The sequence below is a fragment of the Vescimonas coprocola genome (assembly GCF_018408575.1).
GTDB lineage: Bacteria > Bacillota > Clostridia > Oscillospirales > Oscillospiraceae > Vescimonas > Vescimonas coprocola.
In genome coordinates this window covers 530515-555087 of the sequence record NZ_AP023418.1, presented here as the reverse complement: position 1 = coordinate 555087, position 24573 = coordinate 530515, and the positions used below count along the sequence as shown (strand labels likewise).

The 24573-nt window shown below is 61.6% G+C and carries 20 protein-coding genes and 1 pseudogene; 11 read left to right on the top strand and 10 right to left on the bottom strand.

The genetic code is table 11. The features are described from left to right. From lon to KJS28_RS02745, 7 genes are all read left to right on the top strand, one after another. Positions 1-2376: an endopeptidase La gene (gene lon / locus KJS28_RS02775; RefSeq protein WP_213541638.1), complete on the top strand. Its 2376-nt coding sequence runs from the start codon at positions 1-3 to the stop codon at positions 2374-2376. A gap of 23 nt (positions 2377-2399) precedes the next feature. Beyond that, entirely contained in the window at positions 2400-2990 is a 591-nt protein-coding gene (gene yihA, locus KJS28_RS02770; RefSeq protein ID WP_213541637.1) for a ribosome biogenesis GTP-binding protein YihA/YsxC, read from the top strand. A gap of 290 nt (positions 2991-3280) precedes the next feature. Next, the gene (locus tag KJS28_RS02765; RefSeq protein ID WP_213541636.1) at positions 3281-4408 is read left to right on the top strand and encodes an aminotransferase class V-fold PLP-dependent enzyme; all 1128 of its coding nucleotides are present in this window, start codon (positions 3281-3283) and stop codon (positions 4406-4408) included. After that, on the top strand, positions 4405-4635 hold the full coding sequence (locus KJS28_RS02760; RefSeq protein ID WP_021858333.1) for a putative Se/S carrier protein: 231 nt from the start codon (positions 4405-4407) through the stop codon (positions 4633-4635). Before KJS28_RS02765 ends, KJS28_RS02760 begins: the two co-directional genes overlap by 4 nt. Positions 4636-4851: 216 nt before the next feature. After that, on the top strand, positions 4852-7440 hold the full coding sequence (gene xdh, locus KJS28_RS02755) for a selenium-dependent xanthine dehydrogenase (protein ID WP_213541635.1): 2589 nt from the start codon (positions 4852-4854) through the stop codon (positions 7438-7440). Between the two features lie 207 nt (positions 7441-7647). Next, positions 7648-8334, top strand: a complete 687-nt coding sequence (locus KJS28_RS02750; protein ID WP_021858335.1) for a GTP pyrophosphokinase — start codon at positions 7648-7650, stop codon at positions 8332-8334. Continuing rightward, the gene (locus tag KJS28_RS02745; protein ID WP_213541634.1) at positions 8327-8542 is read left to right on the top strand and encodes a hypothetical protein; all 216 of its coding nucleotides are present in this window, start codon (positions 8327-8329) and stop codon (positions 8540-8542) included. Before KJS28_RS02750 ends, KJS28_RS02745 begins: the two co-directional genes overlap by 8 nt. 212 nt (positions 8543-8754) lie before the next feature. On the opposite strand, the gene KJS28_RS02740 is transcribed toward KJS28_RS02745, so the two are convergent. The 3 genes from KJS28_RS02740 to KJS28_RS02730 are packed head-to-tail and all read right to left on the bottom strand — an operon-like array spanning position 8755 to position 12655. Then, the gene (locus tag KJS28_RS02740) at positions 8755-9318 is read right to left on the bottom strand and encodes a ribonuclease M5 (protein WP_228298425.1); all 564 of its coding nucleotides are present in this window, start codon (positions 9316-9318) and stop codon (positions 8755-8757) included. An 8-nt stretch (positions 9319-9326) separates the two neighbouring features. Continuing rightward, positions 9327-10373 (bottom strand): DNA polymerase III subunit delta, encoded by a 1047-nt coding sequence (gene holA, locus KJS28_RS02735; protein ID WP_213541632.1) that lies wholly within the window; start codon positions 10371-10373, stop codon positions 9327-9329. Positions 10374-10375: 2 nt separating this feature from the next. Continuing rightward, entirely contained in the window at positions 10376-12655 is a 2280-nt protein-coding gene (locus KJS28_RS02730) for a DNA internalization-related competence protein ComEC/Rec2 (RefSeq protein ID WP_213541631.1), read from the bottom strand. A gap of 130 nt (positions 12656-12785) precedes the next feature. On the opposite strand from KJS28_RS02730, the gene KJS28_RS02725 reads away from it, so the two are divergent. Further along, entirely contained in the window at positions 12786-13076 is a 291-nt protein-coding gene (locus KJS28_RS02725) for a hypothetical protein (RefSeq protein ID WP_213541630.1), read from the top strand. After that, a complete protein-coding gene (locus KJS28_RS02720; RefSeq protein ID WP_213541629.1) occupies positions 13069-13494 on the top strand; it encodes a DUF1893 domain-containing protein in 426 nt (141 codons plus the stop codon). Before KJS28_RS02725 ends, KJS28_RS02720 begins: the two co-directional genes overlap by 8 nt. 351 nt (positions 13495-13845) lie before the next feature. Here KJS28_RS02720 and KJS28_RS02715 read toward each other — a convergent pair whose 3' ends face one another. Beyond that, complete coding sequence (locus KJS28_RS02715; RefSeq protein WP_213541628.1) at positions 13846-17280, bottom strand: M14 family metallopeptidase; 3435 nt, start codon at positions 17278-17280, stop codon at positions 13846-13848. 378 nt (positions 17281-17658) lie between these two features. After that, positions 17659-18675 carry a helix-turn-helix transcriptional regulator gene (locus KJS28_RS02710; protein WP_213541627.1) on the bottom strand — a complete coding sequence of 339 codons (1017 nt, stop codon included), beginning with the start codon at positions 18673-18675 and terminating at the stop codon, positions 17659-17661. 305 nt (positions 18676-18980) lie between these two features. On the opposite strand from KJS28_RS02710, the gene KJS28_RS02705 reads away from it, so the two are divergent. Continuing rightward, the gene (locus KJS28_RS02705; RefSeq protein ID WP_213541626.1) at positions 18981-20219 is read left to right on the top strand and encodes a dicarboxylate/amino acid:cation symporter; all 1239 of its coding nucleotides are present in this window, start codon (positions 18981-18983) and stop codon (positions 20217-20219) included. A gap of 360 nt (positions 20220-20579) precedes the next feature. On the opposite strand, the gene KJS28_RS02700 is transcribed toward KJS28_RS02705, so the two are convergent. The 5 genes and pseudogenes from KJS28_RS02700 to rbr form a co-directional block, all read right to left on the bottom strand. Next, complete coding sequence (locus KJS28_RS02700; protein ID WP_213541625.1) at positions 20580-21182, bottom strand: Type 1 glutamine amidotransferase-like domain-containing protein; 603 nt, start codon at positions 21180-21182, stop codon at positions 20580-20582. 137 nt (positions 21183-21319) lie between these two features. After that, positions 21320-21505: pseudogene (locus tag KJS28_RS12420) on the bottom strand (TnpV protein); the annotation flags it as partial. Between the two features lie 38 nt (positions 21506-21543). Then, a complete protein-coding gene (locus KJS28_RS02690; protein ID WP_213541623.1) occupies positions 21544-22110 on the bottom strand; it encodes an NUDIX hydrolase in 567 nt (188 codons plus the stop codon). After that, positions 22107-22871, bottom strand: a complete 765-nt coding sequence (locus KJS28_RS02685) for a formate/nitrite transporter family protein (RefSeq protein ID WP_213541622.1) — start codon at positions 22869-22871, stop codon at positions 22107-22109. Before KJS28_RS02685 ends, KJS28_RS02690 begins: the two co-directional genes overlap by 4 nt. Positions 22872-22951: 80 nt before the next feature. Beyond that, on the bottom strand, positions 22952-23485 hold the full coding sequence (gene rbr / locus KJS28_RS02680; RefSeq protein ID WP_213541621.1) for a rubrerythrin: 534 nt from the start codon (positions 23483-23485) through the stop codon (positions 22952-22954). Positions 23486-23658: 173 nt separating this feature from the next. Here rbr and proC point away from each other — a divergent pair, with 173 nt between their 5' ends. Then, positions 23659-24459, top strand: coding sequence for a pyrroline-5-carboxylate reductase (proC, locus tag KJS28_RS02675; protein WP_213541620.1), 801 nt, complete (start codon positions 23659-23661; stop codon positions 24457-24459). The last annotated feature ends 114 nt before the right edge of the window (positions 24460-24573 follow it).

Below are 24573 nucleotides of genomic sequence, written 5' to 3'. Positions count from 1 at the left end.
ATGAATACCATCAATATCCCCGTTCTGGCGCTGCGGGGCATGACCGCCTTCCCCGGCGAAACTGTAAGCTTCGACGTGGAGCGGGAGATTTCCATTTTTGCGCTGGACAACGCTATGGAGGGCGACCGTCGTCTGTTTCTGGTGACGCAGCGGAAGATCGGCGTCTCCGAGCCAGAGGAGCAGGATCTCTACGAGATCGGCACGGTGTGCCATGTGCTCCAGATCATCAAGACCTCCGAGACTACGGTACGGGTGCTGGTGGAGGGTGAGCAGCGGGCGAGACTGCATCGTCTGTGGCAAACCTCCCCGTTTTTGCAGGCCAATGTAGAGCTGCTGGAGGATGCCCCCTACCGAAGCACCTCTCACACGGAGGCTCTGCTGCGGCAGACCTACTCCATCTTCGGCGCCTATAAGGAGCTGTCCCCCCAGCTGTCCGACGAGGTGGTGGCGCAGGTGCTGGATCAGCGTGACCCCGGCCGTCTGGCGGATTTCATCGCCCAGAACCTGACCCTGCGGCATCAGGACCGGCAGCGGGTACTGGATCAACTGCACCCGGTGAAGCGGCTCCAGCTGGTCAATGACATCCTCACCCACGAGGTGGACGTCATGGGTCTGGAGTTCGAGATGGAGCAGAAGGTGCGCCAGCGGGTGGCGCAGGTCCAGAAGGATATGATCCTCCGGGAACAGCTGAAGGTGCTGCAGCACGAGCTGGGAGAGGACGGCGACGAGGAGCTGTCGGATTATGAGGCCCGCATCACCGCCCTGCACCTGCCGGAGGAGCTGCACCGCAAGCTCATGAAAGAGGTAGACCGGCTGGCCAAGCAGCCCTTCGGCAGCGCCGAGGGCTCCGTCATCCGCAACTATCTGGACGTGTGTCTGGAGCTGCCGTGGGGCAAGTACACTCGTGACCGGGCAGACGTGGCGCAGGCCCGGCGCATCCTTGACCGGGATCACTTCGGTCTGGAGCAGGTGAAGGAGCGTATTCTGGAGTTCGTGGCGGTGCGGCAGCTGAGCCCCGACTCCAAGGGGAAAATTCTCTGTCTGGTGGGGCCTCCCGGCGTGGGCAAGACCTCCATCGCCTTGTCGGTGTCCAAGGCCCTGCACCGGAAGATGGCCCGGCTGAGTCTGGGCGGCGTCCGGGACGAGGCGGACATCCGGGGTCACCGCAAGACCTACATCGGCGCCATGCCGGGCCGCATCATCGACGCCATCTCCCGCAGCGGCTCCATGAATCCCCTGTTGGTGCTGGACGAGATCGACAAGCTGGGCAGCGATATGCGGGGCGACCCCGCCTCCGCCCTGCTGGAGGTGCTGGACAGCGAGCAGAACTACGCCTTCCGGGATCACTATCTGGAGATCCCGGTGGATCTGAGTCAGGTACTGTTCATCACCACCGCCAACACCACCTCCACCATTCCCCGGCCCCTGCTGGACCGGATGGAGGTCATCGAGCTCACCAGCTACACCGACGAGGAGAAGCTGCAGATCGCCAAGCGCTATCTGCTGCCCCGGCAGATGAAGGAGCATGGGCTGAAAAAGACCCAGCTGCGCCTGTCGGACGACGCCATCCGGCAGATCATCTCCGGCTATACCAGAGAATCCGGCGTTCGGCTGTTGGAGCGGCAGCTGGGCAAGGTGTGCCGCAAGACCGCCATGCGTCTGGTGGACGGTGGGGAGAAGCGGGTGAATGTGACCCCCGACTCCCTGCGGGAGCTGTTGGGCGTGGTGCGTTATCAGGACGGCGTACATAGCACACGGAATCAGGTGGGCGTGGTGAACGGTCTGGCCTGGACCGAGGTAGGCGGCGAAATTCTGGAGGTGGAGGCCGGCGTCATGGAGGGCTCCGGCAAGCTGGAGCTCACCGGCAATCTGGGTACCGTCATGCAGGAGTCCGTCCGGGCGGCGCTGACGTGCCTGCGGAGCCGGTGCGGCGAGCTGGGCATCGAGAAGGACTTTTACAAGACCCGTGACATCCACGTCCACTTCCCGGAGGGGGCGGTGCCTAAGGACGGCCCCTCCGCCGGCATCGCCATCACCACCGCCATGCTCTCCGCTCTGACGGGACGGAAGGTCCGGGGCGATGTGGCCATGACCGGCGAGGTGACGCTGCGGGGCCGGGTGCTGCCCATCGGCGGACTGAAGGAAAAGACCATGGCCGCTCTCCGCAGCGGCATCCGCACGGTGATCCTCCCCAAGGACAACGTCAAGGATCTGGAGGAGATCGACCAGACCGTCCGGGCGGCCCTGCACTTCGTGCCGGTGGAGAGCGTGGATCAGGTGTTTGCGGCGGCGTTGGTCCCCTCCCCTGCCGTGTCGGCGGTGGAGCATATGACCGCCCTGCCCATGGAACCGGCTGCCCCGGCCCTGCGGGTCTGAGGCAGTCAGAGAAGGAGGCCATCATGACCATCAACTTCAACAAGGCGGAGTTCGTGCTGTCCGCCACCACCCAAAACGCCTTTATCCGGGACGGGCGGCCCCAGGTGACCTTTGCCGGACGCTCCAACGTGGGCAAGTCCTCCGTCATCAACCGGCTGCTGAACCGGAAGAACTTCGCACGGGTGGGCGCTACCCCCGGCAAGACCTCTCAGGTGAACTACTTCCGCATCGACGGCAAGCTCTACTTTACCGACCTGCCCGGCTACGGCTATGCCAAGGTCAGCAAGGAGGAGCGGGATCGCTGGGGCCGCCTGATGGAGAGCTACTTTCAGGAGCCGGGGCTTATCTCGCTGGGAGTCCTCATCGTGGACGCCCGGCACAAGCCCTCTGCGGACGACGTGACCATGTGCAATTGGTTCAAAGAGGCAGGCTGCCCCATGCTGGTGGTGGCCAACAAGGTGGACAAGCTGAAAAAGCGGGAAGTAGAGCCAAATCTGGAGGTCATCCGCCAGACGCTGGAGCTTTCCCCCGACACGCCGCTGGTCCCCTTCTCCGCCGAGAAGGGCGACGGCAAGACGGAGGTGCTGTCCCTGCTGAGCCAGTTCTTCGCCTGAGTATGTTCCGTATCCCCCTGCCCTTCCCGGCAGGGGGATATCCGTACCCGGCCACGGGGGGTGCCGTATCCGACCACGGGGTACCCTCCCCGGCGGAATAGTTCCGGTGCGGGATCAGCTTCCGGGGCGGAGGGAAATTTTCATCAAATATTGTATGAAAAGATTGTATTTTTTTCAAACTGTGATACAATCAGATGGAATGAGACTGCCCCCTGCGGGCAGAAGGCCCCTGTGAGGAAAAACTCTGCGGATAAAAGCGTCCCTTCGGGGACAGAAAGGCGGTTCCTGCTGTGATCTATCTGGATAATGCCGCCACCACCCTAAAAAAGCCCCCCTGTGTGGCGGAGGCGGTGGTGCGGGCTATGGCCACCATGGGCAACTCCGGGCGCAGCGCCCATCAGGAGGCGCTGGACGCCTCACGGGTCATCTATCGCACCCGTGAGCAGCTGGCCAGGCTGCTGGGCTGCTCCGCTGCGGAGCGGGTGGTGTTCACCTGCAACTCCACCGAGGCCCTGAACATCGCCATCGACGGGCTGTTCGCCCCCGGTGACCATGTGCTGTCCACCGACTGCGAGCACAACTCCGTGCTGCGGCCCCTGTACCGATTGGAGGGGGTGGAGGTGGACTTCCTGCCGGCGGATCGGCGGGGCTGCATCGACTACGACGATTTCCGCCGCCTGCTGCGGCCCAACACACGGGGCATCGTCTGCACCCACGGCTCCAACCTGACGGGGAATCTGCTGGATATCCGGGCCATCGGGCGCTTTGCCAAGGAGCACGGCCTGCTGCTGGTGGTGGACGCCTCCCAGACGGCGGGAGTGTTCGACATTGACATGGAGGCCATGGGCATCGACGTGGTGTGTTTCACCGGTCACAAAAGCCTGCTGGGGCCGCAAGGTACCGGCGGACTGTGCATCGCTCCGGGGGTGGACATCCGCCCCTTCAAGGTGGGCGGTACCGGTGTGCAGACGTATCTGCCTCAGCAGCCGCCCCAGTACCCCACCCGGCTGGAGGCCGGCACCCTCAACGGCCACGGCATCGCCGGGCTGTCGGCGGCGCTGGACTATCTGGAGGAGACGGGGCTGGAGGCCATCCGCAGCCACGAGCAGGCGCTGGCCCGGCAGTTTTACGAGGGGGTGTCCGCCATCCCCGGCGTCACCGTATACGGCGACTTCACCACATGGGACCGGGCGCCGGTGGTGTCTTTGAATATCCGGGACTATGACTCCTCTCAGGTCAGTGACGTGCTGGCGGAGCAGTTCTCCATCGCCACAAGGCCCGGCGCACACTGCGCCCCCCGGCTGCACCGGGCGTTGGGTACGATGGCACAGGGGGCCGTGCGGTTCAGCTTCGGCTGGTTCAACACGGAGGAGGAAACACAGGCCGCCATTGCGGCAGTCAGGAGCGTTGCAGAATGATCGAAAAAAAGCGTTGGCTTCTTATCACCTTCCACACCACCTCCGAGGCCATGGCCATGGAGCAGCGGTGTCAGGAGGCGGGCCTTGCGGGCCGGTTGATCCCCGTTCCCCGCACCATCACCGCCGACTGCGGCCTTGCATGGCGGGCAGAGCTGTCCCTGCGGCCGCAGCTGGAGGCTCTGACCCAGAGCATGGACGTGGCGGGCTACTACGAGCTGGAGCTGTAAGAAAACACCGCCCCATCCGGCAAAGCCGGGATGGGGCGGTGTTTTGTGTGTATGCCCCTCTCCTGCCGCTCTTGGAAGGGAAAGGGTTATTCTCCAAATAGAATCAGGCTTTTCCCTGTCCCAGCTTGCGTAGGCAACAAAAATATAGTATAATATCTCCGGATATCATGTGCAATTCCGATAAAATCAGCGTAATTTCGCAGAAGGAGACACGTCATGGCCAGCTTTATCGTCAACGGTCACCCCGTCACCGTGGAGAAAAATCAAAAACTCATCCGCTATCTGCGGGATACCCTGCACCTGACCTCTGTGAAGGACGGATGCAGCGAGGGTGCCTGCGGCACCTGCCATGTCCTCATTGACGGCAAGCCCACCAAGGCCTGCGTCCCCCAGACGGAGAAGCTGGAGGGGAAAACCATCGTCACCGTGGAGGGGCTGTCCGACTGGGAGAAGCAGGTCTACGTCTTTGCCTTTGGTGAGGCGGGGGCCGTGCAGTGCGGCTTCTGCATCCCCGGCATGGTCATCTCCGCCAAGGCGCTGCTGGATGTCAACCCCGATCCCACCCGTGAGGAGGCGGCCTTCGCCATCCGCAACAACATCTGCCGCTGCACCGGATATGTGAAGATCATCGACGGCATCCTGCTGGCGGGTAAAATTTTCCGGGAGGGGAAGCTGCCGCAGCCTGCCGCCGTTGACTGGCAGATGGGCAGCCGGGTCCACCGGCTGGACGTGGCGGAGAAGGTGCTGGGCTACGGCCAGTACCCCGACGACGTGTACGTGGACGGGATGTGCTACGGCAGTGCCGTCCGCAGCCAGTATGCCCGTGCCCGTGTGCTGTCCATCGATACCAGCGAGGCGGAGGCACTGCCCGGTGTGGTGTGCGTTCTGACCCAGAAGGACATCCCCGGCAAGGTGAATGTGGGCCACCTGAAAAAGGATCAGCCCACCATGATCGGCATCGGCGAGATCACCCACTATCTGGGGGACGCCGTGGCCTTGGTGTGTGCCCGTGACCGGGATACGCTGGAGGAGGCCAAGAAGCTGGTGAAGGTGGAGTACGAGGTCCTCCCCGCCGTCCACAACCCGGAGGAGGCCGCTGCGCCGGATGCGCCGCTGGTCTTTGAGGAGGACGAGAGCAATGTGCAGGCGTACAAGCACGTCTCCCGTGGTAACGCCGAGGAGGCCATCCGCCATTCCAAATACGTCCTTACGCAGCATTTCCACACCCCGTGGACGGAGCACGCCTTTCTGGAGCCGGAGTGCTGCGTGGCGCTGCCGCTGGAAAACGGCGGCGTGAAGCTGTTGACCACCGACCAGAGCTCCCACACCACTATGCACGAGTGCGCCTCCATGCTGGGAGTGGACTATGAGCACTGTCAGGTACAGAATATGCTGGTGGGCGGCGGCTTCGGCGGCAAGGAGGATATGTCCGTGCAGCACCATGCGGCGCTGCTGGCCTATGTGGCCCGTGTGCCGGTGAAGGTGAAGCTCACCCGGCAGGAATCCATCCTCATTCACCCCAAGCGCCACAGCTTTGACATGGACTTCACCATGGGCTGCGACGAAAACGGCATCATTCAGGGCGTCAAGGCCAGCGTGGTATCCGATACCGGTGCCTTCGCCTCTCTGGGCGGGCCGGTGCTGGAGCGGGCCTGCACCCACGCCGCCGGCCCCTACGCCTATGAGAATTTCGAGATCGAGGGCCGCGCCTACTATACCAACAACCCCCCTGCCGGGGCCTTCCGGGGCTTCGGTGTCACCCAGACCTGCTTCTGCACGGAGACGCTGCTCAACGAGATGGCTGATCTGGTGGGCATCAGCCCGTGGGAGATCCGCTACCGCAACGCCATCCGCCCCGGCGGTGTGCTGCCCAACGGCCAGATCGTGGACGATTCCACCGGCCTTGTGGAGACGCTGGAGGCTATCAAGCCCGCCTATGACGAGGCCGTCAAAAACGGCGATCCGGTGGGCATCGCCTGCGCCATGAAGAATGCCGGTGTGGGCGTAGGTATTCCCGACTGGGGCCGCTGCAAGCTGATCGTGGAGGCGGACGAGAAGGTGCATATCTACTCCGGCGCCTCCTGTATCGGGCAGGGGCTGGGTACCGTGCTGGTGCAGGTGGTGGTCACCAATACGGGGCTGCACCGGGACAACATCGTTTATGAGCGCAGCAACACATGGATCGCCCCGGACTCCGGCGACACCTCCGGCTCCCGCCAGACGCTGGTCACCGGTGAGGCCACCCGGCGGGCCTGCGAAAAGCTGTCGGCGGCGCTGGCGGGCAAGACCCTCCATGATCTGGTGGGGCAGGAGTTCTACGGCGAGTATCTGGCCAAAACGGACCCCCTGGGGGCCGATGTACCCAACCCCGTCAGCCATGTGGCCTACGGCTATGCCACGCAGATGTGTATTCTGGACCGGGAGACGGGCCGTGTCAAGAAGATGGTGGCCGCCCACGATGTGGGTAAGGCCGTGAACCCCCTCAGCTGTGAGGGACAGATCGAGGGTGGTGTGGTCATGAGTCTGGGCTACGCTCTCACGGAGCAGTATCCCATCGACGCAAACTGCAAGCCTACCGCCAAATACGGTATGCTGGGTCTGTTCCGTGCCAACCAGATCCCGCCGGAAATTCAGGCCATCGTGGTGGAGAAGCCCGGCCTGAAGGTGGCCGGAGGGGCCATCGGCATCGGAGAGATCACCTCCATTCCCACGGCTCCCGCCATTGCTGACGCCTACTTCCGGCTGGACGGTCAGCGCCGCCTGACCCTGCCGCTGGAGAATACCCCCTACGCCCGGAAGAAGTGATTTGAATTTTTCTGCACCTCCCCCATGCAGTCCGCTGCATGGGGGAGGTTTTTGGGGACGCTGCTGCATGGGCCACGGGTTGGCCGTCCACAGGGATTCTTTCTGTGAAATTTATACAACGTTTTCCCCTTCGTTCATAATTTTTTCACACCTATGTGCTAAAATAAACTTTATTAACGGAACGTATCATAAGGAGGCTTCTGTCCCATGATGATCGAAAAGAGCGGCAGCATCCGTCTCAAGGATATCCCCATTCCCTCCGGCGCCACGCCGGAGCAGCGGGAGCTGGCTCAGGGCATGGTACGGGTGAATCACCTGTACCGCAGTGCCCTGAAAGTGGCCGTGACCCAGATGGAGATCCTGGACGAGGAGTTCGCCAGTCTGTACGACCATTCTCCCATTCACCACATCGAGTATCGCATCAAGACGCTGGAGAGCATCAGCGATAAGCTGCGCCGCCGGGGCTACGACGTCACCATCGACAATATCTATGCCTACATACAGGACGTAGCCGGTATCCGGGTCATCTGCAACTATCTGGATGACATCTACTATCTCCGCAGCCTGCTGACCCGGTCCGAATCCTTCAAGGTGCTGCGGGAGGTGGACTACATCCAGCAGCCCAAGGAATCCGGCTATCGCAGTCTGCACCTCATCATCGACGTACCCATCGTCATCTCCGAGGGGACGCTGCATCTGCCGGTGGAGATCCAGCTGCGTACCATTGCCATGGATATGTGGGCCAGTCTGGAGCATGAGCTGCGGTATAAATCCGACCGCAATTTCTCCGATTCCGACGCCGCACGGCTGCGGCTATGCAGCGAGGCCATCAGCGAGATCGACCGGGAGATGCAGGACATCTATCAGGGCAAGGAACCCAGCTATCATGAGTAAAGCAAAGGAGTGCTGCGGCTGTGCAGCACTCCTTTGTTTTGGATGGTTTTTGCGTACCGACGGCATGCTTTTTCCGATAGCTTTTCCCTTTGTGCCTCCGGCGGCCCACTTTTCCCAGCAGCTGGAAAAGTGGGCAAAAGAGTCGTTTGAAACCGATGGTTTCAAAACTTTCTTTCCTCTCAAGAGCTTCGTTTATTATAGGTCGTAACGGGAATTGACTCAGCAACAGACCCGCTGCCGCTCCCACTCAGTTGAAGGGGTAGGAGCTTCTGGTCTATGATATCGTGCCCGGGACAACAAATTTCTCTCCCTGATACCGGCCGTAGTACGAATACTTGCAGAAAATCCTATCCGGATACTAAAAAAGCCCTCCTGCCTGAAGCAGGAGAGCTTTCGTCCGTCTCTGCGGAGCCGCCTGCTTTACAGCGCCGCCCACTCCTCCTCCGTCAGCAGCGTGTTCAGCGCCTGCAAAAGGGCGTTGGGGGTCATGCGCTCCGGCAGACTCAGTTTCCTGCACAGCGCCTGCCGCCGGGCGGCGGAGTCGGGGCCGATCAGTCCCTTTTCCAACAGATCCGCCTTGGTAAGCCGCAAGGGGGCCGCCGGGGCCTCCTCTCCCTCCCATGTGGCGCCGCAGCGGCGCAGGGCTTCCAGCAGCACGGCGGGGGGCATCCCCTCCACGCCCAGCTTGCCCTCCTTACCGCCCTTGCGTTTGCGGCGCTCCTTGCCGTACACGTCCGGCACATAGGCCTGCAAGATCTGCTCCGGCGGCAGAACACCCTTCAGGTGATTGCGGATCACAAAGCCCGCCCCGTCCGGGTCCGTCATAAGGATGACGCCGCGGGCCGCCGCCAGACGGCGGAGATAGGCCAGCTTCTCCCGGTCGTGGAACACGGAAAAGCCTCCCGTCTCCACGATAACGGCGTCCACCACCTGCGAAAGAGCATTCTTATCGTACCGCCCCTCCACCACGATGACCTGCCGCACACGGGGCTTCACCGGCTGCCGGCCAGTTCCATGAGGAACAGCTTCAGCTCCGCCTCGCTGTCCATATTCTTCTCGCTTTTCATCCGCCGATCCAGCCTCTGGCATCGGATGACCGCCGTTTGACACCATTCGTGATCCACCTTTCCTGCCGCCTGCATCAACAGCTTGGCGGGATAATCGGAGCTCATGCTCCACAGCTGCTTGAGCCAGAACCGGTCCTTCCCGGCATCCAGCGCCATCCGGGCCGTATACAGCCGCCTCAGCTCCTTGCCCACCGCCGCCAGTATGACGATGGGCTCCGTCTGCATCCGCAGCAGCTCCCCCAGCACCTGCGCCGCCTGATCGTACTTCCCGGCGGTGATGCTGTTGGTCATGTCAAAGACCCGTGCGTCCAGCACGGGATCCGCCACGGCGTTGATATCCTCCACCGTCACCGCCCGGCTCTTGGCATAGGCGGCGATCTTCCCGATCTCCGGCACCAGCTCCGTCATCAGGGAGCCGCAGGTGAACAGCAGATGATCCGCCGTGGCGTCGTCGATGTCGTGTCCGGCGGCGGCAAAGCGGCGCTTCACCCATCGCAGCAGCTGCGCCCGCTCCTGCTGGCGGAACTCCACCTCGCACACGGACTTGTCCAGCGCAGCGCATAGCTTTTTCATCTTGCCGTCCCGCTTATAGGGCAGCAGATCGTATACCAGCACCAGCGTGCAGTACTCCGGAAAGTCCGCCAGCAGGGCCATCAGCGCCGTGCGCTGCTGCTCATCCAGCCGGAAGATGTCCAGATCCGTCACCACCACCATGGTGTGCTGGGCCATCATGGGCATGGCCTCCGTCACCTCTGCCAGCTCCTGCACTGTCAGTCCCTTGCCGGAGAGCCGGTGGTAGTTGAACTCCTCGAAGCCCGCCGGGATCAGGAGCCTGTGCAGCTCCTCCAGATAGTAGCTCCGCAGATACGTCTCCTCTCCGTAGAACAGGTATACGTTCTGTGGGGTCTGTGCCTTCAGATCCGCCCGCAGGCGATCGAAGCCGTTGTTCTTTTTTTCAGCCTTAGGGGGCATGGTCAGTCTCCTCCGTGTACGGTCACTAAAATATTTCCCTGCCGGTCGGTGCGGTAGATCTCCGCTCCCGCCTGGCTCAGCCGGTCCATGGCCTCCTGCGTGGGGTGGCCGTAGCTGTTGTCGCCCACGCTGATGATGGCCGTCTCCGGCCGCACGACCTGCAAAAGCTCCTGCGAGGAGCTGTATCGGGAGCCGTGGTGGCCCACCATCAGCACCTCGATATCCGGCAGATCGTACTGCCCCACCAGCTTGCGCTCCGTGCTGCCCGCCATGTCGCCGGTGATGAGCACGTCAAAATCCCCGGCGCTGCACAGGGCCGTCAGCCCCTGCTCATTGAGGTCGCCCTCCCCCACCGGGGGATAGAGGCTCAGCACCGCCCCGCCCAGCGGACACTCCACCGTCCGGCGGACATACACCACCTCGATGCCGTTCTTCTCCGCCAGCCGCAGCAGCCGCTCCCTCACACCGTATTCGTCCTCGATATCCGGCAGATACAGGGTCTGCACCTCCAACCGGGCCAGCAGCTGATACAGGCCGTTGGTGTGGTCGGCGTGATAGTGGGTCACCGCCACGGCCCGCAGCCTGTGGATGCCCATGCTCTCCAGCTGATCCGCTGCACGGCTCCCGGCATCCACATAGCTGTTGCTGGAGCCGCAGTCCACCACCACCGCCTGATCCCCGGCATACAGCAGGGTACACTGTCCCTGCCCCACATTCACCGCCATGGCGTTCATCTCTCCGCAGCGGCTGAGCCGGACATTGAGTCCCACCGTCAGCAGCAGGGTCATGGCCGCCAGCGCTGCCGCCACGGCGTATTTCCGCCGCCGCTCCCCGGTGATGGCGCAGGCGGTGAAGAGGGCGTAGGCGTACACCAGCCAGTATTTGAGATAACGGTTGGAAAAATACAGCGCATGGCCCGGCAGACGGGTCAGAGCCGATGCCATCCACAGGACATACCGCACCAGCGCCCACACGCCCCAACCCAGCACCCGTGCCGCCGGAAGCCAGAGAAAGCCCGCCAGCGTCGCCACGAAGGCCAGCATGAAGCTCCATCCCGCCGCCGGAACGATGAGCAGGTTGCTCAGCGGCGCTATGAGGGAAAATGTGTTGAAGTAACAGGCCGTCAGCGGGATGGTGAACACCATGGCCGCCAGCGAAGCGGAGAGATTGGCGGCCACGAAGGACACCACCGCCCGCACCGGCCGCTTCTTCCCCCGGTACAGCCCCTTGAAAAAGCCGCTCAGCCTTTGGGAGAAGCACACCAGCCCCAGCGTGGCGGCAAAGCTCAGCTGCAGGCTCACCCCCGCTGCAGCGAAGGGATCGGCCAGCAGGATCACCAGCAGCGCCGCCGACAGGCTGGTAAGCCCGTCGCTCTCCCGGCGCAGCAGCGGAGCCGCCAGCAGGAATATCTGCATGATGCAGGCCCGGACCACCGAGGGTGTCAGACCCACCATCACCATATAAAACAGCAGCACCGCCATAGAGAGCCCCGCCCCCAGCGCCCGCCGCCGGACGGGGAGCAGCAGCCCCAGCAGGGACACCAGAAAGGCGCAGTGCAGCCCCGATACGGCGAACAGATGGGCCACCCCCGCCTGCGTCATGACGGCAGCGTCCTCCTCCGTCATACCGCTGCGATCGCCGGTCAGCTCCGCCGTGACGAAGGCCGCCGTGTCGCCGTCGGGCCATATGGCGGCGATCTTCTCCCGCAGGGCATATACCGCCCGCTGGGGCAGCCACCGGATGCTTCCGGCGCTGCCCTCCTCCGCCGTCAGCGGTCCACGGGCATACAGCAGAGCGAACACGCCCCGTGAGGCGAAGGCCGTCACATCGTTTTCCCGGATGCGGGCGGCGTCCTGCCATTGGGCCATGCCGGAGATCTGCTGCCCCGGCTCTAAACCGGCATATTCCGCATCGGCGTAGACCTCCGCCTTGGCCGCCGAGCCGGAGAGGCGGATGGTGACACGGACGCCCCACTCCGTCTCCACCGGGCGGGAGAGCACCGTGCCGGAGAACTCCCCCATCTGCCCGCAGCGGGCTGTCACCGGAGCCTGTACCAGTGCCTGAAACAGCGCCGTGTACACCAGCGCCCCGCACAGGGCAAAGAGGATCAGCATCCCCCGCAGTCGCAGCCGGGCGGGCATCGTCCGCTTCAGCCCCAGCAGCACCAGTCCCACCAGCAGGCAGGCCCCTGCCGCCCACAGCTGCCAGACGCCCACGCCCAGCAGCACGGCGGCAAAAACGCCCGCCGCAAAGGACAGCGCTATGGTGGCTAAGGTCCGCATCCTCTCCCCCCTCCCTGCTGCTTTTCGTCTTATTATAGCAAACCTCACCGCCCCCGGCAAGGCCTTTCCTTGACAGGTGCCTCATGCGTGTGATAGCATCCATATATGCACTCTCACATGAGAGGGAACCATGAAGCTTCTGGTAAACGATCTGAAGCTGTACTTCGGTCTGATGTTCCTGCTGCCCCTGACGCTGGCCGGTCACAAGCTGCACCTGACCCTCCCTACGGGCAGCTTCTTCCACCTTCTGGTTTTCCTGACCCTCATCGGGGGGGCTCTCCAACAACGACGTGATCTCCTCCCACCAGGACAAATACTACGCTGTGTCCCTGCTGCTGGTTTACCGGTTGGCTCCCCGCACCTTCCGTCTCCGCATCTGATTTCACGAATTATAGCAATGGAGGTTCTGCACCATGACTGATCTGGAACGGGCCAAGGAGGCCCTGACAACCATTGACTGCACCTGCGCCCTGTGCCGGGACGAGGAGGTCCGCACCACCCAGCTTCGGGGGGTAGCGCCCCTTCTTAGCTGGCTGGAGGAGGGCCTTTCCGGCTGGAGCGTGGCCGATCGGGTGGTAGGTGCCGGAGCCGCATGGCTCTATACCCTGCTGCACCCGGCGATGGTCTATGCCCCGGTGATGAGCCGCCGGGCCACGGCCATCCTCACCCAATACGGTGTTCCCTATACCTGCGATGAGGTGGCGGAGTCCATCCTGAATCGAACCGGCACGGGCCTCTGCCCCATGGAGGAGGCCACCGCCAATGCCGCCGACCCCCAGCAGGCACTGGCGGCCATCCGGCAAAAGGTGCAGGAGCTGAGGGCCATGTCCGGCCGCTGATCCCCCCGCTGCCCCAGCCCATGCCCGCCCCACAAACAGCGCAAGCCCCGCAAACAGCGCAAACCTTGCAAATGGTGCAGGCATCTTACCCCCACAAACAGCGCCCCGGCCGCATGGCCGGGGCGCTGTTTCTCCGCAATATCTTCCTGTCACTTCCCCCGTGGGGAACGCCACACCTCCGGGAAGTACTGTACCTCCATCGATACTGCACCTCCGGGAACGCATCCCGATAAAAGCACCATTTGCCCAGAAAAATGCCCGCCGCAGGCCGAAGCCTGCGGCGGGCACGCTTTTGCAGTTGGTGCTTATCCTCTCATGTGACGGTCACGCAGACCTCTCACAGCGAGTGCTTCAGCGAGCCTTACGCTTCAGGACCACCACAGCGGCGGGGATCATACCGCAGCTGATAACGGCCACAGCCACCCACAGCATCACATTGCTGGTGTCGCCGGTTTCGGGAGGCGTAGTGGGCTTGGGATCGGTGGTACCGGAATCACCGGGCTTAGGATCGGGCTTGGGGTCGGGGTTGCCGGGCTCAGGATTCTCAGGCTGCTGAACACCCTCGTAAGCGACGGCGCTCAGGCTGCGAGAGAAGATGAAGTTGCTGATGAAGGTGAATTCATCCGTCTGATGGATCTTGTGGTTCAGTACATTGGCAAACAGAGCGATGTCCATGTTGCCGGACTGATACTCGAAGCCCACCACACCGTTGTTGTAGGTCTCGAACTGCTTCACCAGACCGTCGTCGGTCAGGCAGATGCAGCCCTGCAGGGGATCCTTCCCGGCGTTCTGCACCAGAACGGTAGCGCCGTCGGGAATCTCGGAGAACCAATAGGTACCATACTCGTACATCACGTCGTCACCCTCGTTGATGTAGGTGGCGTTGATGAGAGTGTTGTTGGGATACACCACGCGGCCCAGGAAGTCGGTACCCATCTCGCAGGAGGAGAGCTCCAGATCCACCAGCTCCCCGACCCTGCTAACGGCGGTGGAGGTATAGCCCATGTAGGGAGTACCGGCCTTGACAGCGCCCAGAGCCTCATCATTCAGAGCACGGGAACCCACGATGACGTTGGCAGCGGAGAGGTCGTCGGTGACGGTGAAGCCCATATTGGTCAGAGCCAGCCAGTCGAAACGATAGTTGTAAGAGCCGGAGCGCAGAGTGGTCTCCACGTAGCCGCTGGTGTTGTTGGCGGGCTTACCGGGCAGATACACGGTGGGGTTGTCGATGACGGCGGCCTTGTAGTTGGCGCCGTACACGCCGGTGGCGGTCACGACATACTCATCGGCGATGGTCAGGAAGTCCTCATAGGAGCACAGGAAGTTGCCCTTCTCCTCGCCCTCGGTGATCATGGCCACGGTCTTGCCGGCGTTCAGCAGAGCGTTGACGGCATTGGCGGAATCGTTGGAGACGTTGTCGATGATGACATCGGCATTCTCAACGCCGTCGAAGTCGGCGGTGCACTCAGCCAGAGCGGCCAGAGTGCCCTCATAGTCGATGGTAGCCTGGCAGGACTGCATGATGGTCTCATAGGCGGCGGGCTCAGCCACGATGATACGGTCATAGCCACGGGCATGGCTGCGCTGGGCAAAGCTCTCGGAGTACAGGCCGGACCACACGCTGATGAAGGTGCCGTCGTACAGCTGGCTGTTAGCCAGAGAACGCTTGGCCTGATACATGGAGATGACCGTGGTGCCCTCGGGATAGGTCACGCCGTCATAGACGAAGGACTCGGTGGCCACGTTGACCTTGACATCGTTGCGGGTCAGATACTTCAGCTCCGCAGCGGCGTCGAAGAGGTTCTTCTGGTTGTCACGATCCAGAGGGATGATGTAGCACTCGGGATAGAAGTTGCCGTTCTGGCCCTCGCCGTCGTACACGGGACGCATCAGCTCAGCCTGAGCGCCGGTCTCGTCGTACTGGTTCACGTACCAGGGAGCCACATCGGCGTTGGAGTTGGTGTTGTTCACGCCACGGGAGAACAGCTTGGCCTGATTCTCCAGCATGGAGATCTTGTTGTCACGGATGAACATAGCCTGGGTCATCAGGCCGTAGGGAACCATGTACTCGGCGCTGATATCGCTGTACACGGGCAGCTCCCAAGTGATGCCGGCGGTGCCGATCAGCACGGGATACTGAGAACCGTAGGCAGTGGTCATATCATCCCAAGGCTGGGTCCACTCCTTGCCGGTAGGGGAGGTCTCGTTGCCTCTCAGGAAATCCCGGAAAGGCATCTCGAAGCTGTTGTGATCGGGGTTGTTGGCGATGGCGCCGACACCGACGGCCTCGCCCAGCTTAATGAACTGCTCAGCGATCAGGTCATACTCGTAGTTGGGCTCGTGGGGAGGCGTGCAGGGCTCAATGAGGACGGCGTCCACACGGCCATGGATCTCGGTAAAGACCATGGGATTGAACTTGTTCACCAGAGCCATAGCGTTGGCATCCTCGAACAGGGTCTGGTTGGCCTCGTCACGGTTGGGGTCATAGCCCTGACCGGTGGTACGGGTCATGTGCTCATAACCCTCCACGTTCTGCTCAGGAACGATGACGACGAACACGTCGGTCAGCAGTTCCTTAATATTCACGGTTTCGCTCTCAACGTTGTAGTACTTCTCCAGATCCAGCTGGCCGGAGTACAGGCCCTTGGAGGAACCGCTGGTGGTCCAGTGGTTGTAGCCGTTCTCGCCGCGGATGTAGCCCAGATAGGAGGCGTAATCCTTGATGAGGTCGGGAGTCTTGGCATTGTTTCTTGCCATTTCCTCGGCCAGAAGCGCCTTACCGGCCTCCGTGAAGCCCGTCAGGGTCTTGACGTCAACGGTCTCGTTCTCCAGCAGCATATGGCCGAACTCCAGAATACCGTTGACGGCGGCATTCTCGTTGGAGTGGACGTTGGAGGCGAACATGGGGACACGCAGGTCATCCCACTTGCCTTCCTTCAGCTGAGCCAAGACCAGATCGGGGTCCTGCTCCACCAGTTCGGTGTACTCCAGCCAGCGGTCCACGGACGCCTTCTGGTCGGCAATGATCACGTAGGGGATGTCGTAGCCGTCGGTGGTGGAACGGCCCATGGACTCACGGGAGACGTACAGATCGGTCTCGGCGTTGGCCAGAGCATCCACATCGTCGTACAGCTCATAGATGGTGCGGAAGGTGTCATAGGGAACGACCTTCGTAGCCACGCTGCCCACGGTCTTCTCCGCCACGATGGCGTTGAAGTTGAAGTAGCCGCAGACGTCCAGATACGCACCGCCGTTGTTGTGGGGAGCGCTGTAGTCCACATCTCCGACACCGTCATTGACACGGGCATTGTAGAAGTAGCAGTTGATGTCCATCAGGACCTTCAGATACACCTTACCGTCGTTGTCGGTCTCGACGACCATCTCCTTGATGTCAAACATCTGGACGGTCTTCTGGGTGTTCTGGGTGACCCACTGATCCAGCGTGCCGCCCTCCCAGGGGTTGGGGAACTTCTCGGGGTTCAGGTACTGACGCTCGCCGTCACGTACCAGAGAGAAGCTGATGGACTGTGCCTCGATGGCGGCGGTCAGCTCGTCAGCGGTCAGGGATACGGGAACCTTTACGGTGACGTCCTTGGTGTCCTCAGCCAGAGATACCTGCCAGTCTACCGGCAGGTTGGGGTAGGTATTTGCCAGAGATTTGCCTGGAGCACGGGTGTCATCCGCCAGATCAGCTACGCTGGCGAAGGCAGACACAGGGAATACGAGGGAAACTGCCAGAACAAACGCGAGGATCTTCACCATCAGGCGGGGTCTTCTGTGTTGCATAGTTGCCTCCTCATTCTTCTCATATTGTGTTACTTCGGGTCTTGAGTCTCTGCTTGTGTCCTACGCTTTTCAAACGGTCCGGCCCTTCGTCAGTGGGCTTGTGCGCCTCCTTCCGCCAACTGCCACCGTCAGGATGCCTGTCCGCCCTCTGCCGGCGGACCTTTCCGTCCGTTAGCTTGAGTGTAACAAGTTCTTAACGTATTGTCAATATTGCTATACGTACATTTTGCGTAATATATTTTGTGTATTTCGCTGTCACTCCCGTCAATCAAATTGGCACGCCGCCGCTTTTTTCTGTATATACTGCATAAAAGCAGCCCTTCGATACATCGAGAGCTGCTTTTTAGCGAATTTCCACTTGTTTTTGTCAGAAAACCGTCATACAGATGTCTTGTCCCCATCCGGCGCACAGTACTGCTCCGCCAGACGCTGCACCAGCGCCTGCATCTTCTGCACCACCGGCTCCGGTGAAACGATCCGCAGGCCGCCGCCAAGGCCCGCCACCCAGCCCAGGAACTGGGGACTCACCGCCACATCCACGAAGGCCTGAAAGTGCGTCCCGTCCACCGGCAGCACCGGCACCTCCTTGCCGAACCGGTCGATGAGCACGCCCACCATCTCGTTCTCCCCCTCCAGCGTCACCCGCACCGGCTGACCGCCGTACATTCCGAACAGTTGCTGTGTGTACACGGCCAGGTCGGACCGGGCCATCTTCTCCTGCCCCAACCGGGGCGCCTCCAACAGGGTGATGCGCTTCATCTTGTCCACCCGATAGTGCTTCACCCGGTCCGCCTCGGCGTCATAGGCAATGAGGTAGTAGTTCTCGTCGTCCCACCGCAGATGCCATGGGCTGACGCAGTACCACCCGCCGTCCCGGCGCAGCGCTTCCTTCTTCTCCACCGTCCACTGAAAGTACTGGAAGCGGATCTGCTTCCCCTCCCCGATGGCAGTATGGAGCTTATCGATGTTATAGTAGATACTCTCGTTCATGGTCTTGACCCGCCCGGCGATGAGCACCTGCCGCTGAAGCTGCCGGGCGTCGCGGACGCTGACCAGCGACTCCAGCTTTTTAATAAGACTGCGGGATTTGCTCTCCGTGATGAACCGGGAGGCCTGCACCGCATCCACCAGCAGCTTCAGCTCCGGCAGTTCAAACTCCCGTGACGCCAGCCGGTAGCGGTACTCCCGCCCCTCCTTCCAGCTGTCGATGTCCAGTCCGCAGCGCCGCAGCTCCTCCATGTCGGCGTACAGGGTCTTGCGCTCCGCCTGCACGCCGTAAGCCGCCAGACGCTCCGTCAGCTCCGCCAGTGTCAGTCCGTGCGCCTCGTCCGTCTCCCGGTGAAAGATCTCCGCCAGATAGAGGAGCTTCCCCTTCTGATTCCCGCTCTTGGCCATGTCTCCCGCCCTCCTTTTTTCTCCAGTGTACCACACTTTTTCTCATACGAAAAGCCTGACTGTCCGTTTTATTGGATAGTTTCTCTTTTATAATAGCCTCAAGATCAAGCAAGGAGGCCACGGATATGAAGGGTTATTTCGTCAGCGGAGGATATATGGGACTGGTGGGCGGCAGCTATCAGCTGTTCGCCACGGAGAGCGACTATCTGGAGTATCTGGCAGACTGACGCATGGGGCAGGCTCTCCCCCGCATACACTCCCCCATAGGGCCACGCCCCCATGGGCTGGCAGACAGGAGGAGTGCTATGGAAAAACGAGCCGTGCTGAAAAATTACGGACTTTTGGGGGCCATGCTGGCGGCCATGCTCACCGGCGGCGTCACCGGCTGGCTGTGGCCTGCCGCCGCCGGGACCGTCCGCCCGCTGGGGCAAATTTTCATCAACCTCATGTTCTGCGTGGTGGTGCCGCTGGTGTTTTCCTCCATCGCCGGAGCCATCGCCGGGATGCGGAGCGTCCGCCGGGCCGGGCGCATCATGGGCGTCACGGTACTGACCTTCGTGGTGACGGGCATCCTCGCCGCCGTGCTGATGTTCCTGTTGATGAAGGCATTTCCCCCGGTGCTGACCCCGTGGCAGTCGCTGCCCACCGAGGCCGTAGGGGACTATGCCGCCCCCGGTCAGCTGCTGGTAAATTTCTTCACCGCCGAGGATTTCGTGGGCCTGCTGAGCCGCCGGGCCATGCTGCCCCTCATTGTTTTTTCCGTGCTGCTGGGCTTCGCTGCCAATCTCGCCGGCGGCCCCGACGGCCCGGTGGCCCGTGGCCTGACCGCCGTCACGCAGGTAATGATGCAGCTGATCCGCCTGCTGACCTACTATGCCCCGGTGGCCTTTTTCGCCATCTTCGCCGGGCTGGTGGCGGACTATGGCCCCAAGATCGCCGGGGCCTACGGCCGGGCCATGGCGGTGTATTACCCCCTGTGCTTCGTGTACCTCTTCACCGCCTTTCCCCTGATGGCCCGGCTGGGCGGCGGACGGGGCGGCGTTGGCATCATGCTGCGGCACATCGCCCGCCCGGCCCTGACGTCTCTGGGGACCTGCTCATCGGTGGCCACCATCCCCGCCAATCTGGAGGCGGCGGAGGACACCGGCATCAGCCGTGACGTGGCGGAGATGGTCATTCCTCTGGGGGCCACCATGCACATGGACGGCTCGTGCTTCAGCTGCGTGCTGAAGATCGCCTTTGTCTGGGGCGCATTCGGGCAGGAGCTCACATGGGGAAAGCTGCTGCCCATCGTGGCGGTGGCGGTGCTGTCCTCCGTGGGGATGTCCGGCGTCCCCGGCGGCGGCTACATCGGGGAGTACATCATCTGCTCCCTCTTCTTCCCCCGGCAGATGGAGATGGCCTTCCCCATTCTGGTGGCCGTCGGCAATCTGGTGGACCCGCCCGCCACCATGATCAACTCCTCCGGGGACTATGTGGTCTCGTTTCTGGTGTCTCGCTTCGTGGACGGCAAAGACTGGCTCACCCGCCATCAAAAGGGATAGCAAAAGCACCCTCCGGCATAGACGGGTGTCCGTAAAACAGTTGATCCTCCGTATGGCTTAGACCATGCGGAGGATTTGTTTATGTCTGATCTTCAAACTTGCTGGCGGCAAACGGTTTGTCAAAACCGTTTGCCGCCAGCAAGTCCACAGGGGATAGCCGCTTTAGCAGCGCAAGGGGGTGTAGCCACCTTGACGGAAGGTCGTGACGAAACATGTTCGGTCGGGCAGTTTTCTTCTGCTGACCGGGAATGAAGCGACCCAGGACGCACATACTCCCGATAGGAGAGTATAGAAGTGCGCCCTTTCGTCCCTAAAGGGATTTGCTCCGGCTTAACTTCTCGACAAACTGGAATTTTCAAATTAGTCTTTGCAAATCACCTTTGACTCGCTGCCATCAACTATAATTGCCTGTTTGTTGTTAATGGGGCGTAGATTCAAATCCGAAAACTCAGTCATTATTTTCTCAGTAACTTTCTTAAATGGTGCTGCAAGATAATGCGGAAGAACATAGAAATCAATCAAATCAATCCCTGCATCATCTTCTTGTGAGTAGTCCTCCGGCTTTTCATCCATTTGCTCGATATATTGGATGCTTGGAGCGCATATAATTGCGCCTGCCGACTCACCGATCATCAATTTTCCATTTGCCAATTCCTTTTTCAGCAGTCCATCAGTTCCCGTTTTACGGAGCTGGTCCATAAGAAAGAAAGAATTTCCGCCGGTAAAATATATCACATCTGCTTCTTCAAAAACAGACTGTATCGTTGAATAAGCCTCCGTTGAAATATCAATTTCAGTTACGATTGCTCTCAACTTTTTGAATAATTTTCGAGCCGAGCCGACATAACCGGTGTAGCCTTCACGCAGTGAAGCTGTTGGAATAAATGCGACTTTCTTATTTTCAATTTCTTCCTTTATCAGACTTCCTACACTTGAAAAGTGCGAACATAAAAATAGTTTCATCAATATTCTCCTTTATAAATTCCGATTTGTTTCTCAATTTTGTATTCAAATTATACCATAAAACTTGTGAACAATTCTACCGCAACTTTGGACTGTATGAGAAAAGTCCGGACAGTTTTCTGCCCGGACTTCCTCGCTCAATCGTATATCAATTCTGTTTTCACAACTTCCTCTGCCTGTGCCTTGCAAGCGTTCATCTGCCGCACCCATTCCATTTGGTTTTCGGCTTTCAGTTGCTTGGTCACACCACTTTGCTCTGCCAGTGACCGCACGATCAGCTTCATGCGGTTTCGTGCCGCTTCGTCGATCTCGGCGCAATACTGTCTTACGTACACCCGGCTATCGCCGGAGGGTGCTTCTCTCAGGTTTTCATGTACGCCGCCGCACGGTCTGCCAGCTTCCGATAGACCCGCTGTACCATCCACGGCTCCGTGGAGGCCGCCAGCGCCTCCTCCGGCGTGAACCACGCCACGCCGCTGTTCTCGTCGGGCTTTTCCCGGAGGGCATCGTCCTCCGCCGCCAACAGGTACGTCACGTTCATGTGGATGTGGCTGGGGACATACTGCCCCCGCTTCTCATGGCCGTCCACCGTCAGGCACTCCAGTGAGAAGATCCCCTCCACCACCGGCGTCAGGCGCTGCAGCCCCGTCTCCTCCGTCACCTCCCGCATGGCCACCGCCAGCAGATCACGGCCGCCGTCGGCGTGACCGCCGGTCCACGACCACGAGCGGTACAGATTGTGGTACACCATCACCACCCGCCGCCGGTCCCGGCTCAGCACCCATGCCGAGGCGGTCATGTGCGCCGTGAGATTCGTCCGCAGGAAGGCGTCCTCATGAACCGCCAGAAATTCCAGTATGGCCTCCCGGTCCCGCTCCTCCTGCTCGCAGCCGGGAACGAAGGCCCGGATGTCCTCCAAAATGCTCATGCTCGCCGCCCCCTTCGCAGATACACCGCCCAGTAGACCACGCCCACCAGACAGCCGCCCAAAATGTTCCCCAGCGTCACCGGCAGCAGATTTCCCATCCACATGGAGGCCCAGCTCAGGCCCTCCGCCGCTACGCCGTACCTTCCCGCCGCCAGAATCCCCGCCGGCAGATAGAACATATTGGCCACGCTGTGCTCAAACCCGCACAGCACAAAGGTGAAGATGGGCAGATACATAGCCGCCAGCTTCCCCGGCACCGACTGGGCCGCAAGGCTCATCCACACGGCGATGCACACCAGAAAGTTGCACAGCACGCCCCGCAGCAGCGCCGTCAGGAACGGCAGGCCCGCCTTGGCCGCCGCCGTGGCCACCACGGACTCGTATACCCCGTCGAAGGTGCCTGCCGCCACGGTAAGGGCCGCCACCAGCCCGGCACCCAGCACGTTGGCCAGATACACGACGCCCCAGCTGCGGAGCATCCGCCCCCACGTCAGCTGCCGCTCCAGCAGCGGGATCACCAGCAGGCAGTTGCCGGTAAACAGCTCGCTCCCCGCCAGCAGCACCATGGCAAGCCCCGCCGGGAACACCGCCGCCCCGGCCAGCCTGCCTCCATAGCTCACCGCAAAGGTGGCCGATCCCCCCGCCAGAGCGATGAAGGCCCCTGCCAACATCCCCAGCAGCAGCATCCTCCCCACCGGCAGCGCCGCCTTGCTCTTTCCCGTCTCCACATAGCGCCGTGCCACCTCTGCCGGACTGTACATACGCATCGCTCCTCTCTATACCCGCAGGCGGGCAGGGGGATCGTCCTCCTGCCCGCCGCATCCACGCCGGTCCTGCCGGATCAATAGTTCTCTTTCCGCACCTCGAAATAGCTCTGGGGATGGGCGCACACGGGACAGACCTCCGGGGCCTTCTTCCCGATGACCAGATGGCCGCAGTTGCGGCACTCCCACATGGTCTCCTCGCTCTTTTCAAAGACCCGCTGCATCTCCACGTTGTTCAGCAGCGCCCGATAGCGCTCCTCGTGGGCCTTCTCGATGCGCCCCACCTGCCGGAACTTCTCCGCCAGCACGGTGAAGCCCTCCTCCTCGGCCTCCTGCGCCATGCGGTCATACATATCCGTCCACTCGTAGTTCTCTCCGGCGGCGGCTGAAGCCAGATTCTCCGCCGTGGTGCCGATACCGCTGAGAGCCTTGAACCACATCTTGGCGTGTTCCTTCTCGTTGTTGGCGGTAGCCTGGAAAATGGCTGCGATCTGCTCATAGCCCTCCTTCTTGGCCACGGAGGCGAAATAGTCGTACTTGCTGCGAGCCTGAGTCTCCCCGGCAAAGGCCTCCCGCAGATTGCGCTCGGTCTTGCTTCCCTTCAATTCCATGATAAGCTCCTTTCCGCTCCCTGTGGGAGCCATAAAATTTGTCGGTTCATTATACCATACCCTTCCCCGGATTGACAATTTTTATTTTTCTTGCGCCGGAGGGTCTGGTGGTGTAAGATAGTAAAAAATCACGGGGCAAAGGCCCCGCAATTTCCGCAAGGAGGTATCATGTTATGAAAGTCGGCTTTATCGGCACCGGCAATATGGGGGGCGCACTGGCCCATGCCGCCGCCCAGTCCCCCGCCCCGGCGGAGCTGCTGCTGTCCAACCGCACCCCGGAGAAGGCACAGGCTCTGGCCCAGCAGCTGGGGGCCACCGTCTCCGACAATGAAACCATCGCCCAGACCTGCGACTACATCTTTCTGGGGGTCAAGCCCCAGATGATGGCGGACCTGCTGGCCCGGCTGCAGCCCATCCTGTCCCGGCGGCAGGAGGGCTTCGTGCTGGTGTCCATGGCCGCCGGCCTGACTCTCCAGCGCTTGAGGGAGATGGCGGGGCTCTCCTGCCCCATTCTGCGGATCATGCCCAACACTGCCTGCGCCGTGGGAGCGGGCCTGACGCTGTACGTCCCCTCCCCGGAGGTGACGGAGGAGCAGCTGTCCGCCTTTCTGACCCTGATGTCCGCCTCCGGACGGCTGGAGCCGCTGGAGGAGCACCTCATCGACGCCGGCAGCGCCGTGGCCGGCTGCGGCGGCGCCTTCGTCAGCTTGTTTCTGGAGGCGCTGGCCGACGGCGCCGTCACCTGCGGCCTGCCCCGTGACAAGGCCCGGCGCTACGCCGCCCAGATGGTGCTGGGTACGGCGCAGCTGGCTCTCCAGTCCGACCAGCACACCGCCACTATGAAGGACGCCGTCTGCTCCCCCGGCGGCACCACCATCGCCGGGGTCCGGGCGCTGGAGCGGGGCGGCTTCCGCTCGGCGGCCATGGAGGCCGTCATTGCCGCCTATGAAAAGACGCTGGCACTGAAAAGCTGACCCGTCCCAAACGTAGAGGCCCTTCGGACGGAGGTCTGCCCCCCCGCCCGGAGATCAGCGCACCACACATCCCCCCTTCTCCGGGCAAAAACGCCCCACCGGCCATGCCGGTGG

Excerpts from the sequence above, each read along its gene's own strand:
- lon (WP_213541638.1), top strand. The coding sequence starts at position 1 with ATGAATACCATCAATATCCCCGTTCTGGCGCTGCGGGGCATGACCGCC.
- yihA (WP_213541637.1), top strand. The coding sequence starts at position 2,400 with ATGACCATCAACTTCAACAAGGCGGAGTTCGTGCTGTCCGCCACCACC.
- KJS28_RS02760 (WP_021858333.1), top strand. The coding sequence starts at position 4,405 with ATGATCGAAAAAAAGCGTTGGCTTCTTATCACCTTCCACACCACCTCC.
- xdh (WP_213541635.1), top strand. The coding sequence starts at position 4,852 with ATGGCCAGCTTTATCGTCAACGGTCACCCCGTCACCGTGGAGAAAAAT.
- KJS28_RS02750 (WP_021858335.1), top strand. The coding sequence starts at position 7,648 with ATGATGATCGAAAAGAGCGGCAGCATCCGTCTCAAGGATATCCCCATT.
- KJS28_RS02745 (WP_213541634.1), top strand. The coding sequence starts at position 8,327 with ATGAGTAAAGCAAAGGAGTGCTGCGGCTGTGCAGCACTCCTTTGTTTT.
- holA (WP_213541632.1), bottom strand. The coding sequence starts at position 10,373 with ATGCCCCCTAAGGCTGAAAAAAAGAACAACGGCTTCGATCGCCTGCGG.
- KJS28_RS02730 (WP_213541631.1), bottom strand. The coding sequence starts at position 12,655 with ATGCGGACCTTAGCCACCATAGCGCTGTCCTTTGCGGCGGGCGTTTTT.
- KJS28_RS02725 (WP_213541630.1), top strand. The coding sequence starts at position 12,786 with ATGAAGCTTCTGGTAAACGATCTGAAGCTGTACTTCGGTCTGATGTTC.
- KJS28_RS02720 (WP_213541629.1), top strand. The coding sequence starts at position 13,069 with ATGACTGATCTGGAACGGGCCAAGGAGGCCCTGACAACCATTGACTGC.
- KJS28_RS02715 (WP_213541628.1), bottom strand. The coding sequence starts at position 17,280 with ATGCAACACAGAAGACCCCGCCTGATGGTGAAGATCCTCGCGTTTGTT.
- KJS28_RS02710 (WP_213541627.1), bottom strand. The coding sequence starts at position 18,675 with ATGGCCAAGAGCGGGAATCAGAAGGGGAAGCTCCTCTATCTGGCGGAG.
- KJS28_RS02705 (WP_213541626.1), top strand. The coding sequence starts at position 18,981 with ATGGAAAAACGAGCCGTGCTGAAAAATTACGGACTTTTGGGGGCCATG.
- KJS28_RS02700 (WP_213541625.1), bottom strand. The coding sequence starts at position 21,182 with ATGAAACTATTTTTATGTTCGCACTTTTCAAGTGTAGGAAGTCTGATA.
- KJS28_RS02690 (WP_213541623.1), bottom strand. The coding sequence starts at position 22,110 with ATGAGCATTTTGGAGGACATCCGGGCCTTCGTTCCCGGCTGCGAGCAG.
- KJS28_RS02685 (WP_213541622.1), bottom strand. The coding sequence starts at position 22,871 with ATGTACAGTCCGGCAGAGGTGGCACGGCGCTATGTGGAGACGGGAAAG.
- rbr (WP_213541621.1), bottom strand. The coding sequence starts at position 23,485 with ATGGAATTGAAGGGAAGCAAGACCGAGCGCAATCTGCGGGAGGCCTTT.
- proC (WP_213541620.1), top strand. The coding sequence starts at position 23,659 with ATGAAAGTCGGCTTTATCGGCACCGGCAATATGGGGGGCGCACTGGCC.